General features: G+C 42.0%; 11 protein-coding genes and 1 tRNA gene. 4 read left to right on the plus strand and 8 right to left on the minus strand.

Annotated elements, in window-relative coordinates; translation table 11 throughout:
- Positions 1 to 125: 125 nt before the first annotated feature.
- The 4 genes from dusB to NOS7524_RS18365 form a co-directional block, all read right to left on the minus strand.
- Entirely contained in the window at positions 126 to 1,178 is a 1,053-nt protein-coding gene (gene dusB, locus NOS7524_RS18350; RefSeq protein ID WP_015139984.1) for a tRNA dihydrouridine synthase DusB, read from the minus strand.
- Positions 1,179 to 1,210: 32 nt separating this feature from the next.
- Positions 1,211 to 1,696, minus strand: a complete 486-nt coding sequence (locus tag NOS7524_RS18355; protein ID WP_015139985.1) for an ester cyclase — start codon at positions 1,694 to 1,696, stop codon at positions 1,211 to 1,213.
- Positions 1,697 to 1,705: 9 nt separating this feature from the next.
- A complete protein-coding gene (locus NOS7524_RS18360) occupies positions 1,706 to 2,104 on the minus strand; it encodes an Rpn family recombination-promoting nuclease/putative transposase (protein ID WP_235622365.1) in 399 nt (132 codons plus the stop codon).
- Between the two features lie 129 nt (positions 2,105 to 2,233).
- Entirely contained in the window at positions 2,234 to 3,229 is a 996-nt protein-coding gene (locus NOS7524_RS18365) for an ADP-ribosylglycohydrolase family protein (RefSeq protein ID WP_015139987.1), read from the minus strand.
- A 501-nt stretch (positions 3,230 to 3,730) separates the two neighbouring features.
- On the opposite strand from NOS7524_RS18365, the gene dnaK reads away from it, so the two are divergent.
- Together dnaK and NOS7524_RS18375 are read left to right on the plus strand one after the other, a co-directional pair.
- Complete coding sequence (gene dnaK, locus NOS7524_RS18370) at positions 3,731 to 5,623, plus strand: molecular chaperone DnaK (RefSeq protein ID WP_015139988.1); 1,893 nt, start codon at positions 3,731 to 3,733, stop codon at positions 5,621 to 5,623.
- 260 nt (positions 5,624 to 5,883) lie between these two features.
- Entirely contained in the window at positions 5,884 to 6,744 is an 861-nt protein-coding gene (locus NOS7524_RS18375; RefSeq protein WP_015139989.1) for a hypothetical protein, read from the plus strand.
- A 101-nt stretch (positions 6,745 to 6,845) separates the two neighbouring features.
- Here NOS7524_RS18375 and NOS7524_RS18380 read toward each other — a convergent pair whose 3' ends face one another.
- From NOS7524_RS18380 to nadA, 4 genes are all read right to left on the minus strand, one after another.
- Complete coding sequence (locus tag NOS7524_RS18380; RefSeq protein ID WP_015139990.1) at positions 6,846 to 7,814, minus strand: type II restriction endonuclease; 969 nt, start codon at positions 7,812 to 7,814, stop codon at positions 6,846 to 6,848.
- Positions 7,815 to 7,823: 9 nt separating this feature from the next.
- A complete protein-coding gene (locus tag NOS7524_RS18385; RefSeq protein ID WP_015139991.1) occupies positions 7,824 to 9,257 on the minus strand; it encodes a DNA modification methylase in 1,434 nt (477 codons plus the stop codon).
- A gap of 150 nt (positions 9,258 to 9,407) precedes the next feature.
- A complete protein-coding gene (locus tag NOS7524_RS18390; protein ID WP_015139992.1) occupies positions 9,408 to 10,370 on the minus strand; it encodes a GUN4 domain-containing protein in 963 nt (320 codons plus the stop codon).
- A 119-nt stretch (positions 10,371 to 10,489) separates the two neighbouring features.
- Positions 10,490 to 11,464 carry a quinolinate synthase NadA gene (nadA, locus tag NOS7524_RS18395; protein WP_015139993.1) on the minus strand — a complete coding sequence of 325 codons (975 nt, stop codon included), beginning with the start codon at positions 11,462 to 11,464 and terminating at the stop codon, positions 10,490 to 10,492.
- A gap of 119 nt (positions 11,465 to 11,583) precedes the next feature.
- Here nadA and NOS7524_RS18400 point away from each other — a divergent pair, with 119 nt between their 5' ends.
- On the plus strand, positions 11,584 to 12,543 hold the full coding sequence (locus NOS7524_RS18400; protein ID WP_015139994.1) for a TIGR04168 family protein: 960 nt from the start codon (positions 11,584 to 11,586) through the stop codon (positions 12,541 to 12,543).
- Positions 12,544 to 12,620: 77 nt separating this feature from the next.
- Positions 12,621 to 12,705 (plus strand) — tRNA-Ser (locus NOS7524_RS18405).
- Positions 12,706 to 12,709: the final 4 nt, after the last annotated feature.

Consider the following 12,709-nt stretch of genomic DNA (forward strand, 5'->3'; position numbering starts at 1 on the left):
ACATAAATACTAAGCAATGGATAAAGGCAGGGATATCTAACGGCAAGGTTAAATCTATATCGGTGGTAGGAAGGATAAGTAGCAAGACACATATGACTTGAAAGTGCGATCGCCTCTATTATTCTTTAAGCGACTTGAAAATTCTCTGCTTCTTCCATCGGCTCATAACCATGAGCTAACTGCTCAATGGCTCTATCAATCAAGTCTAAACCTTGCTGAACTGTTTCTATGACGCTTAATTGTCCACGCAATTCCGCCGCACCGACGAAGCCTTTAGCGTACCAAGTCATGTGCTTACGAGCTTGACGTACACCGCGATCGCCTTTATATTCCCATAAAGCTTGTAAATGATCTCTAGCGCATTCCAAACGTTGAATTGGGGTTGGTGCTGGTAATATCTCCCCAGTTTTCAGGAAATGGTCAATTTCTCCTACTAAAAACGGATAGCCTAAAGTACCACGAGAACACATCACACCATCTGCGCCAGTTTGCTCTAAGCATTTCACAGCCGCTTCCACTGAGAATATATCCCCATTGCCAATCACTGGAATGGAAAGTATTTCTTTAACACGGGCTATCCATTCCCAACGCGCATTGCCATTATATCCTTGTGCGCGGGTACGTCCATGTACAGTAATCATTTGCGCCCCGGCATCTTCCATGCGTTTGGCAAAGTCGAGAATGATGATTTCTTTGTCATTCCAGCCAATCCGGGTTTTAACTGTTACTGGTACATCAACAGCTTTCACAACTTCCCGAACAATCGCCTCTGCGACTTCCGGCTGTCTTAATAGGGAAGAACCACCGCCATTTTTAGTAATTTTATTTACTGGACACCCCATATTAATATCAACTGTATCCGCACCTTCTGCCACTGCTTTCACGGCTGCTTCGGCGAGGAAATCGGGGCGACAGTCAAATAACTGAATGCTGATTGGGCGTTCGTTGGGGTCTACCTCCATAATTTTAGGTAGTTGCTTGACGTAGTGCAACCCCGTCGCGTTTACCATTTCGGTGTACATCATCGAATCTGGAGCATAGCGACGCACTAGGCGACGAAACACCATGTCAGTCACTCCAGATAAGGGTGATTGTAGGACTCGACTTTTAACTGCAAATGAGCCAATTTTCAGGGGTTGAGAGAGTCTAGCTTTCAGGCTAGGAGACAGAGTAAGCATACGAACAATGCAAAATATAAAATTAATGATAGCTATTTATTAAATTTAGGTGTAAACGCAGCGATCGCCAAATATAATTTCCTTGCCATCAAAGCTAGCCCTGGTATTGGTACAATTCCCACTTGTTGCATTAAACTCAGTACGTCACTCTGTCCCCAATGTTCTACGAGTTTACCATCAACGAGGCGATCAATATGAAAAAAGGGTATGGTGATTTGTTTACCAGTAGGAGGAATACCTTGTAATTCTCCGCCATGAGTACCACGAAAAATTCCGCGTGTGACAACTTTATCGTCGGTAGAAATTACATCTTCAAATGTGTGACAACCATCAGGAAAAGCAGAACGAAATACCATCAGTACAGACTGGATAAAAGCTTCACCATTGATCGGGGTGGCTGTGCCAGGTACATGAGCTATAAAATTTGGGGCAAGAAATTCCTGTACTTGTAACAAATTACCCTCATCAAAGGATTTGTACATTTGCAGGACAATAGATTTGTTTTGTTCTGATAACATTACCCGAATTTACTCTTCTTGATTTAATGATTGTTTTTGTAATTCTTGCTGCACTTCCTCAACTGTCAAACTTAACTCATGTGCTGTTTCTTCTAAACTTAATCCCAATTTTCGCAACACAGGAATTAATCTCAACTTTTCTTGACGCGCACCTTCTTGTCTACCTTCTTGTTTTGCTTCTTGATAAATTTTTGTCTGCTTCAAATCACTTAAACTAAACATCCTCTCGATTTCCTCTCGACTCATATTTGGGAATTTATAAACCAAAATTGTCTCTATCAATTCTAATAACTGTCGTCTTGTAGTTTCAGGATTAATTTCTTGTCGGGTTCTATTTATTAATTCTCTAGCAGTAGTAATTGCTGTATCTTTATTTGCTATCACTAATTTTAGGGGCTGTTTTTTCACTACACTCCACACCCTACACCCCACACCCGCCCCGAAGGGGCTTGGTAAAAGATGCTGTCAGTTTTCACGCTGGCGGATGGTTGAGATTTGCCCCATTGTGATTTTACCGTGTGATGGATGTTGGTTAATTTAATCCCAAAGTTTGCCTAATGCTGTTAGTAGGTCGCGGTATTCGATACGAATTATCCAATCTTCTGGCCAGGCTGCCATCCCTAAATAAGCTCCAGCAAAAGCACCAGTTAAACAAGCAATTGAGTCGGAATCGCCTGCTGTGACTGCTGCACGACGCAGTGCTGCTAATGGTTGTTCTGGAAACAGCAGAAAGCATAAAAGTCCTGTAGCTAAGGCTTCTTCGGCTATCCAACCCTCACCTGTGGCTAAACAGGGGTCGGCATTGTAGTTGGGGTTGGCTAATGCCGTGTGCAGTCGGTCAAGTAGAGCTAAACATTCATCCCAACCACGACTAATAAATGCTTCTGGTGTATTAATATCGGGTTGTTGCCACAGATTACCTAACCAATCAGCATGATAGACTGAGCGTTGACTTAAAGCATAGTCATAAAGTTGATTGGGTAAGTCTTGAGGTTCGCATCCTTGAACAAGATATGCGATCGCAGTTGCAGTTAAATCTGAAGCTGCCAAGGCTGTAGGATGACCGTGAGTCAGTGCAGCTTGAAATTGAGCGATCGCAGCACGCTGTTTGGCATCCAATTGTAATAATCCTACAGGTGCAACCCGCATATTTGCACCACAACCCTTAGAGTTTTTTCTAGTTGCTTTTTGCCAAGGTATGCCTGTTTCTAAATCTTCACAAGCTTGCAAGCAAGTTATTCCAGGGGCGCGATTATTGTCTGGACTGTGCAACCACTCAACAAAATTACGTCTCAAAGCAGGTTCTAAGCTAACTACATCAAAAGTAGATGCACAAGCCTCAACCAATGCCTGTCCTACTGCTAGCGTCATCTGCGTGTCATCAGTCACTCGTGCTGGGTTGCCAACGATTTCCTGTGGGCCATGAGGCGGAAAACGACGGCAAATTTCTTCAAGTTGCATAAATTCTGTAGCAGCACCCAAGGCATCACCAAAAGCTAGACCAAATAAACATCCAGAGGCACGACGCGTCATAAATTCAAAGTGCAGAATTCAACATGAAAGACATTGAGAGTGAATTAATTTTGCCAAAAAATATCATTTTGAGATATTAACAGTGATTAAACAGAATTAATCGAGCGATCGCCTGATTTATTACCCGTTGATTCTCACTCACACTGGGGTTATTTACTCCTCAAGACGGCAAACACCACTTTAGCGTTACGGTTCACCCTAATTACTCAATGTATTAATTCTCATAAATTAGACAAAGTGAAAGCAGTTTAATCAATGAACCAACTAGCAACACCTTTTAAAATTAACCGTCCCATCCATTGTTCGGGAAACCACCCTTCATGGACTGGCTACACAAGATCAGTATATATATCAGCGTAACTTGGAGTTTCACCTCCAGGATAACCAAAACAAAGGTGATCGATGCTGAACTAACTGCTTTCTCTTAAATAGTTTGTTCAAAGATTAAGTCCTGTATATTCCCGTTCATTCATTTGTAGTTATACGGAGCCAGCACCGAAAATGGCAAAAGTAGTTGGAATTGACTTAGGTACAACTAACTCCTGCGTAGCAGTAATGGAAGGTGGTAAACCCACGGTTATTGCTAACGCAGAAGGTTTCCGCACCACCCCCTCAGTCGTAGCATTTGCGAAAAATGGCGATACTTTGGTAGGACAAATTGCCAAGCGCCAAGCGGTGATGAATCCAGAAAACACTTTCTACTCTGTAAAACGTTTTATTGGTCGTCGCTTTGATGAAGTTACCAACGAAGCTACAGAGGTTTCTTACAAAGTTCTCAGCAGTGGCGGTAACGTCAAGCTAGACTCCTCTGGTAAACAATTTGCACCAGAAGAAATTTCTGCTAAGGTTCTCCGCAAATTAGTTGAAGACGCTAGCAAGTATCTGGGCGAAACCGTCACCCAAGCAGTAATCACTGTTCCCGCCTACTTTAACGACTCCCAACGCCAAGCCACCAAGGACGCTGGTAAAATTGCCGGAATTGAAGTGCTGCGGATTATTAACGAACCTACCGCCGCTTCTCTGGCTTACGGTTTTGATAAGAAGAGCAACGAAACCATCCTGGTATTTGACTTGGGTGGTGGTACATTCGACGTATCTGTACTAGAAGTAGGCGACGGCGTATTTGAAGTATTGGCTACTTCTGGTGATACCCACCTTGGTGGTGACGACTTCGATAAAAAAATTGTTGATTTCTTAGCCGAACAGTTTAAAAAAGACGAAGGTATTGACCTCCGCAAAGATAAACAAGCACTGCAACGTTTAACAGAAGCCGCAGAAAAAGCCAAGATTGAGCTGTCTAGCGTTACCCAAGCGGAAATTAACCTGCCATTTATCACCGCTACCCAGGATGGCCCTAAACACCTGGATATGACGCTGACTCGTGCGAAGTTTGAAGAACTCTGCTCAGACTTAATTGACCGTTGCCGCGTGCCTGTAGAACAGGCGTTGCGCGATGCGAAGTTAAGCAAAAATGATATTGATGAAGTTGTGCTGGTGGGTGGTTCTACCCGTATCCCCGCAGTCCAACAAGTTGTGAAAAGTTTGTTGGGTAAAGACCCCAACCAAAGCGTAAACCCTGATGAAGTGGTAGCTGTTGGTGCAGCTATTCAAGCAGGTGTGTTGGCTGGTGATGTTACAGGTATCTTGTTGTTAGACGTAACACCATTATCCTTAGGTGTGGAAACCTTGGGTGGTGTGATGACCAAGATTATCCCCCGCAACACTACAATTCCCACCAAAAAATCAGAGGTCTTCTCCACCGCCGTAGATGGTCAAACCAACGTAGAAATTCACATCCTCCAAGGTGAGAGGGAATTTGCCAACGATAACAAGAGTTTAGGAACGTTTCGCCTCGATGGTATTCCTCCTGCACCCCGTGGCGTACCTCAAATTGAAGTAACTTTCGATATTGATGCTAACGGTATCCTCAACGTTACCGCTAAGGACAAAGGTACTGGTAAGGAACAATCTATTAGTATTACTGGTGCTTCTACCTTAGATAAGACCGACGTTGACCGGATGGTGCGTGAAGCTGAACAAAACGCTTCTGCTGACAAAGAACGTCGTGAAAAAATTGAACGCAAGAACCAAGCTGATTCTTTGGCATACCAAGCCGAGAAGCAGCTGCAAGAACTAGGTGATAAAGTTCCGGCTGCTGATAAAGAAAAGGTTGAGGGTTTGGTGAAAGAACTGCGGGAAGCTGTGGCTAAGGAAGATGACGAACAAATCAAGAAGTTGACTCCAGAACTACAGCAAGCACTGTTTGCAGTTGGTAGCAATATCTATCAACAAGCTGGTGGTGCTGCTCCTGGTGCTGCTCCTGGTGATGGCGGTGCTGCTCCCTCCGATGGCGGTGATGATGTAATTGATGCTGACTTTACTGAAAGTAAGTAGGGAATAGGGCGTTGATACCTCCTCATGAGGCAATCTGATCAAAAACCTGAGCCGCTTTTACTGGCTCAGGTTTTTCAGTAATTAATTTCAGGGGTAAACTCCTGATTATCAGTTGAAAGAGGCGATATTTTTCACAATTTATGTGGCAACCAATGGCTTTTACTCGTAAAATCGAAGGCAAGGTAAAGTTCAGTAGAACAACAGCCTTATATTAGGTTTACTTGAAAAATCAGGGTTGAAAAGCTATCACTAAATCTCCAATGGTAGATCGGATAAACGATATCGCTTGGCAAGCTCACCAAGGGAGTGTTGCTGCGATTATTCAAGTATTAAACGAAAAGCTAACTCAGTCTGGTGTCAGAATCAGGGCTGTGTTTGCCGATGGTGTCTTACAACTGTTGTGTGAAGCGGCTAAGGTAGAACAACTTGAGCAATCCAGCCTAGTAGAACAAATCCAGCAAGTTCTGGAGTCAATTGCACCGCGTAATATTCGTCGAGTCAATATTAATAGTCGTATCGTTCGGGAACAGCAATTGCTGTGGTTAACAGAGATTGAACGCGATCGCGAAAATCAATTACTGTGGTCACAGGAAATTACACTGCCTCAACCAAATATTGTCAAGCAAATAATTACAGATTTGCAAGCATCTCAAGCTGAAGGACAACTCAATTTACCTGAGTTTTCGTCACTGACTAACAAAGATAAACTCAAAAAAACACCCAAACTGAGATGGCAGTCAGCATTAGGTTTATGCTTGTTGCTAACGCTGGGTTGGATTGTTTATACGCAGTTTGGCGCACAATTGAAAAATGCGGTGCAACTAGAAAATACCGATTCTTCGGCTACAGCTAATACTAACCAGACACAACCAGCAGCTGATCAATCTGATGATCCATTTGCGGCAGCCGTGCGAATCGCTAACCAAGCCTCTGCTGCTGGAAAAACAGCTACAAGCTCAACTCAATGGTTAGAACTAGCTGCCATGTGGCAAAGAGCTTCTGATTTAATGGCAGCAGTACCACCAGAACATAGCCGCTATCAAGAAGCTACAATCCGCACTCAACTATATAAAAAATATAGTGAGACAGCGCAGAAAGAAGCAGCTAAAAGTAAGTTGTAAGATATTCCAACTGCATTACTTTTATCAGTAATGAAAATGTATTCTCTGGCTGAGTTTTTTCTTTCTTATTATTGCAGCCCAATACTCAGTAGCTGTTGCTCTCATAGACCGTATAGCCAACGAGAAATAGACGCAACTTGATGCTCCTCGTTCAAGTTGGCAGCATTACTAAGAGTCCCATTCTCTAGTTGACTCCAGATTTCACCAGCCATTCTTTTTGCGATCGCTGATCCTACGAAGAAAGTCAAAGGCGAATACCCAACTCTGGAAAATGCTTCACGTATGCGATTGAGTGCAGCCTGTGCGGTTTTCCAATGCTCATCTGCGCCTGCGGGATCGATTCCGCCTTTGAGTTCACCTAGTGCGATCGCATATGGTGCAACTACAGATGGATCAATTGCGCTGGATTGATTGGCTACCAACTCCTTCGGAGCAAGATTAAATAAACACAAATCCACATTACTTTTAACCAAAGGAACAGTTAGGTTGTAGATTAGTGTACGATTACCAAACTCACTCTCCCAAGTGATTCCACGTAAGGACAACTCAATATCTGTGTCATCATTTGTCATCGCTATCCATTTTTTCGTTTTTGAATGTTGCCATTGATATTTCTGACCAGCAATTGTCAAAGTCGAAAGGATAGCACGAGTTAGTTTTCTTTGTGCTAAAGCTCCTCCAATGTTACGCATTGAGCCACCCAGGGTATCACCACGAGTCAGCAAAAATCTAAAGACTAATTCTTCCACAAAATTTGTGCCTGCTGGCTCAAGAAAATTTCTGATGAGACCATTGATAGCTTCAATTTTATCCTCCGCCATCAAATGAGCCAGAGATTTTTCAGACAGTCCCGCCGCAGTTAATAATCCCATCTCAATCCCTTTCACGTTTAACAAATCAGCAGGTTTTTCGGCTTGACTAGCAGCCTCTTGAAGTATTCTGGCTTCTGCAACGTAAGGTGTAGCCCGTCGATTCTTTTCCAGGGCGAGTGCGATAAAACCCGCACGAGTCGCTTCATAAGTGGTTACAAGATCATCACTAGATTGAAGATGGTGACGGTGAGAACTCATAGATTCAAGTTATTGTTTTTTCCATACATAAACACATTTCCTCAAAGGCTCGCGTCCATGATTTCCCATTTGTTGACTACTATTGCCTTTATCACTTGGTAAAACGAGAATACTTTCAACTACAAAGCCTAACTTTTCAGCAAAGTCCGAGAGAATCATGTCTACTGAAATGCTTGCACCTGCATAACGCACATTGTCATTCACCATCAACAAAAATGCTCCAGGTTTAAGGACACGAAAGCATTCTTGAATCACGCAAGCCATTTCATAAAAGTATCCCCTCACCATTCTTGGGATACCTTTATTGTTTAATAAACCTTGCACATTTTGGTTGTCTAAATATTTTAAGATGGCTTGCAATAGAGTTTGTGAATCAGCAACTCTTAAAGCTAATTCCCAATCTTGATTAATAGCTAGTAAATCTTTGGGACGATTTTCAACTGTACAACTCAACATTTCCTGACGCAGATTAATTAATTCTTGTTCAGAAATGCCTAATAAAGCCAATTCTAAAGCATAGGTGCGAGTATAGTCATATCGATTACAGTAAGGTGGTGATGTAATAATCGCATCGTATACAGCATTGGGCAGACAAGGCATGATATTAAGACAAGATCCTTTGCGGAGATTGATTTGAACTTGACTTTTTTTGAATGAAAAAAGCTCTAACTGTTGTGTTGAGGGTTCTAAATCATTGATAATTTCGCTAATTTTATTAGTAATGGCATGATCAAATTCTAAAATAGTACCTTTATTGAAAGGTTTCTTTCCTTGTCCTCGACCAGAACGGTAATCCCAACGCAGGTATTGTCCATCTTTGCGGGTATAACTCACGGATTCCAAAACACAGAGTAAAGCAAAATGCAAAACTGATTTAACCCTATGATTTTCATGATTACAAGCTTCAAGATATTGCTCAATTGCCGTTTTAGTTGCTTGAGAATAAGCCCCTTTTGTAATTCTTAACTCTGGTAGAGTTACTTCTGTTTCAAATTGTTTCCATACCTGCAAATCCAACCAAGTTTTCAGCCGTGTGAAATCATCTGGTGTAAATTCTACATCTAAAATTTTTTTGGTATCAATTATTTGTTGACCAATAGGTAACAATTCAATACCATCAGCATCAATACCAATGTCAATAGTAGCAAACAAAGCAGTTCCACTACCTGCAAAGGGATCTAAAACCTTGCCTTGGGTAATTCCATATTTTTGGCATAAAAGCTCAACCAGAGAGGCGGAGAAAGCTTCCTTGTACTTGTACCACCGATAAATAGGTCTAGTTTTGTTAGCTTGAAAACTAACTAAAAGCCGGGTAAGTGAAGGCTGAATTACAAATTTGGTTTGAAAGTGAGATTGTAATTGCTTGTCAAGATGATCAATTTCCCTCAGTGCATTGCTTTCCACTTCAGAGGTGATGTTTGAGATACTTGACAAACTGACCACGGCTACAAATTCCTGGAGAATTAACTGGCCTCAATAGTATATCAGTCCAATATGTACATTGGTGTTGGTTTTAGTTGATTGTGGTTTCTCAACTACAAAATGTTTGCAAAAATTTAGCCTTCATACACTATCATAAGAGACGTGATCGCGCTAAATAATCCCCAAAAAACCTACTATTTCAGAACCTATTCTTTCACCATTCGGAAGATGTCCTTTTGGTGCATTTAGATTAAAGCAAAGCTTTTCATATGCAAGTGGTAGCTCTTTGATTCGCCATCCAACGATTTCACTAAACTTTTCCCAAACATCGTACTGGTAATTTAGGCTACCTCCTAAACTGGAATATATTTCTTTCTGTACACTAAAACCAAATAAATTTCGACTGTATTCACGCCATAATTTATCAATGATCAATAGATGATTACGCGGAAAATTTGCAATATCTGTTGGACGAAAATATCTATAGTAATCTCTACCAACTATTTTTATCATTGCATGAAATGTTATTTCATCTGCTTCCTGCCAACATCCTTCTTGTAGCAAAGTCTGAAGGATTCGATAATCAAATTTATCGGTAATGAGAGATGCTTCTAGTGAGTCTTTCGACTTTTTTGCCGATTGAAGTTTAAATTTATTTATAATAATAGGTAATTCTTTTGATGCTTTATTAATTTGTCCAACTTTCTCTAATTCAAGACTTAATTTTCTTATAAGTTCTTCCTGTTTTTTCATACGCTGTTCATAACTTTGGCGTTCTTCTCTCTCCATACGAAAAATATCTATTATGTCAAGTATTGGCTTCACTTGCTCTGACTCCCCACGTCCAGTTTTACACCAGTTTGCAAAGTGTTCACAGTTATTGAAAACTAAATGATATTCGCGCTCTCCTAATCTACTTTCTGCCAGCCAGATGACAATATCTGGAGAATAGCTATTCTCATAGTGGCGTTTATGAATTTCTTTACCTTGACTGAATTCGTGAAGAGCTACTCGAAAAATACCTTCTTCTGTATAGTGAATAACTATTCCATCTCCACAATCTATACCGTGGTGAGTATATGGAATCACTGTAAAGTATTCGTCATAGCGGTAAATGTGGTCGCCTCTTGCCATATCTAGGTGAATTACTCATTACATTCTCTCTTATGTAATAATTCCCACCTTGGCAACAAATTTAACAACACATAGAGACGCGAAGTTGTACTTTTCCTACACTAACGCGTCTCTTTGACCTAAACACTCATTTCTAACATCCGTTGAATTGGTCGCAAAGCCGCAACGCGGATATCCTCTGACATAGTAATTTCAGGGGTACGGTTTTTCATCGCCAAATAGAGTTTTTCTAAAGTATTCAACCGCATAAATGGACATTCGTTACAAGCACAGTTATTCACTGGTGGCGCAGGGATAAAGTGCTTGTTAGGAGCTAATTTTTGCATTTGGTGAATAATACCTGGCTCTGTAGCCACGATAAATTCTTGGCTAGGGCTGGTTTGGCAATATTTGAGTAAAGCGGCTGTAGAGCCGATAAAACTGGCGTGGCGTAAGACGCTACTTTCACATTCTGGGTGAGCGATCGCCTCTGCTTCTGGGTGAGCTATTTTTAGTTGGACAATCTTCTTCTCTGAGAAGGTTTCATGCACTATACAGCTACCTTGCCATAACACCAAATCCCGTCCGGTTTGTTCCATGACATACCTCCCTAAATTCTTGTCTGGAGCAAAAATAATTGGCTGTGCTTCGGGGATTTGCTGCACAATCTTCACAGCGTTGGAACTGGTGCAGATAATATCGCTCATCGCCTTAATTTCGGCAGAGCAATTAATATATGAAACTACTACATGATCGGGATGTGCCGCTTTAAAAGCAGCAAATTCTGCTGGTGGACAACTATCAGCTAAAGAACAACCAGCATTTAAATCCGGTAACAGTACCAACTTGTCTGGATTGAGTATCTTGGCTGTCTCAGCCATAAAGTGAACGCCAGCAAAGACAATCACATCTGCATTGGTTTTTTCTGCGGCTCTAGCTAGTTGTAATGAATCTCCAATAAAATCTGCAATATCCTGAATATCCGGCTCTTGATAATAATGTGCCAATATCACCGCATTGAGTTCTTTTTTGAGACTCTCAATAGCGGCAAATAAATCTAGTGGTAGTCCACCCGGTTGAGTTTGTTCGCGTTGAGCAAATGCAGTTGTAAACACAGTTAAGAGTTGCTTAAATTTGCAGGTTTTGAGCTTGTGAATTAATTATAGTAGTTTTTACCAAAAATAGGAGGTGGGGTAATAGCCCGAATTTATGTGCAAATGCGGCTGAGTTTCCTATGCTGGAAATATACGGCAAGGAAAGTGGCATGACCAGTCAAAAATCTCAATCAAAAACTCTCAAAATTGCTGTAGTGGGAGATGTTCACGACCAGTGGGAAACAGAAGATGGCATTGCACTTAAGCATCTGGGTGTTGATTTGGTGCTATTTGTGGGGGATTTTGGTAATGAGTCGGTGGAAGTGGTAAGAGCGATCGCTTCCCTGGATATTCCCAAAGCAGCAGTGATGGGCAACCATGATGCTTGGTACACTGCGACAGAATGGGGACGAAAGAAGTGTCCTTATGATCGCGCCAAGGAAGACTGGGTACAAGAACAACTTGATTTATTAGGTTCAGCCCATGTTGGTTACAGTAAGCTGGATTTTCCAGAGTGGAATTTAACTGTGGTGGGGGGTCGTCCTTTTAGCTGGGGTGGTCATGAATGGCGGTTTGCTGACATCTGTAAACAGCGTTATGGGGTGTCAACCTTAGAAGAGTCAGCAGCCAGAATCTTTGCATCAGTGAAAAGTGCAGCCAGTGACACGATCATTTTTCTCGGTCATAACGGGCCGAGTGGATTAGGCGATCGCCCTGAAGATCCCTGCGGTAAAGATTGGCATCCTGTAGGCGGCGATTTTGGCGATCCAGATTTAGCTGAGGCGATTTCTCAAACTATCACAGCTGGTAAACAAATTTCCTTGGTAGCATTTGGGCATATGCACCATGCTTTACGACACACCAAGAAAGAACTACGAAAAGCAGTCTTTAGAAGCCCAGAGGGGATAATTTACTTAAATGCCGCTAGTGTACCCAGGATTGTGGAGAAGGACGGCGAGAAACTGCGGAATTTTTCTCTGGTGTCCCTAGAGGCGGGTGTAGTGACGCAAGCTTCCTTAGTTTGGGTTGGCCAAGATTTTCAAGTAGCATCAGAAGAAATTTTTTATCAGCGATCGCATTCAGTAGTGCAACCTGCGTAGTGATAAGGTATATTAGAATCTGTCAGCTTGATTGCTAACCGACAAATGTAGGGTAAGCAATAGCTCGGCAGTTTATTGGAGAGGTGGCAGAGTGGTCGATTGCGTCCGACTTGAAATCGGATGAAGTGAAAGCTTCCGGGAGTTCGAATCTCCCCCTCTCCGTTGA

Source organism: Nostoc sp. PCC 7524, from assembly GCF_000316645.1.
Taxonomy (GTDB): domain Bacteria; phylum Cyanobacteriota; class Cyanobacteriia; order Cyanobacteriales; family Nostocaceae; genus Trichormus.

What these genes read in the sequence shown, in the direction of transcription:
- dnaK (WP_015139988.1), top strand. Translation starts at nt 3,731, where the DNA reads ATGGCAAAAGTAGTTGGAATTGACTTAGGTACAACTAACTCCTGCGTA.
- NOS7524_RS18355 (WP_015139985.1), bottom strand. Translation starts at nt 1,696, where the DNA reads ATGTTATCAGAACAAAACAAATCTATTGTCCTGCAAATGTACAAATCC.
- NOS7524_RS18390 (WP_015139992.1), bottom strand. Translation starts at nt 10,370, where the DNA reads ATGGCAAGAGGCGACCACATTTACCGCTATGACGAATACTTTACAGTG.
- NOS7524_RS18375 (WP_015139989.1), top strand. Translation starts at nt 5,884, where the DNA reads ATGGTAGATCGGATAAACGATATCGCTTGGCAAGCTCACCAAGGGAGT.
- NOS7524_RS18365 (WP_015139987.1), bottom strand. Translation starts at nt 3,229, where the DNA reads ATGACGCGTCGTGCCTCTGGATGTTTATTTGGTCTAGCTTTTGGTGAT.
- dusB (WP_015139984.1), bottom strand. Translation starts at nt 1,178, where the DNA reads ATGCTTACTCTGTCTCCTAGCCTGAAAGCTAGACTCTCTCAACCCCTG.
- NOS7524_RS18380 (WP_015139990.1), bottom strand. Translation starts at nt 7,814, where the DNA reads ATGAGTTCTCACCGTCACCATCTTCAATCTAGTGATGATCTTGTAACC.
- NOS7524_RS18400 (WP_015139994.1), top strand. Translation starts at nt 11,584, where the DNA reads ATGCTGGAAATATACGGCAAGGAAAGTGGCATGACCAGTCAAAAATCT.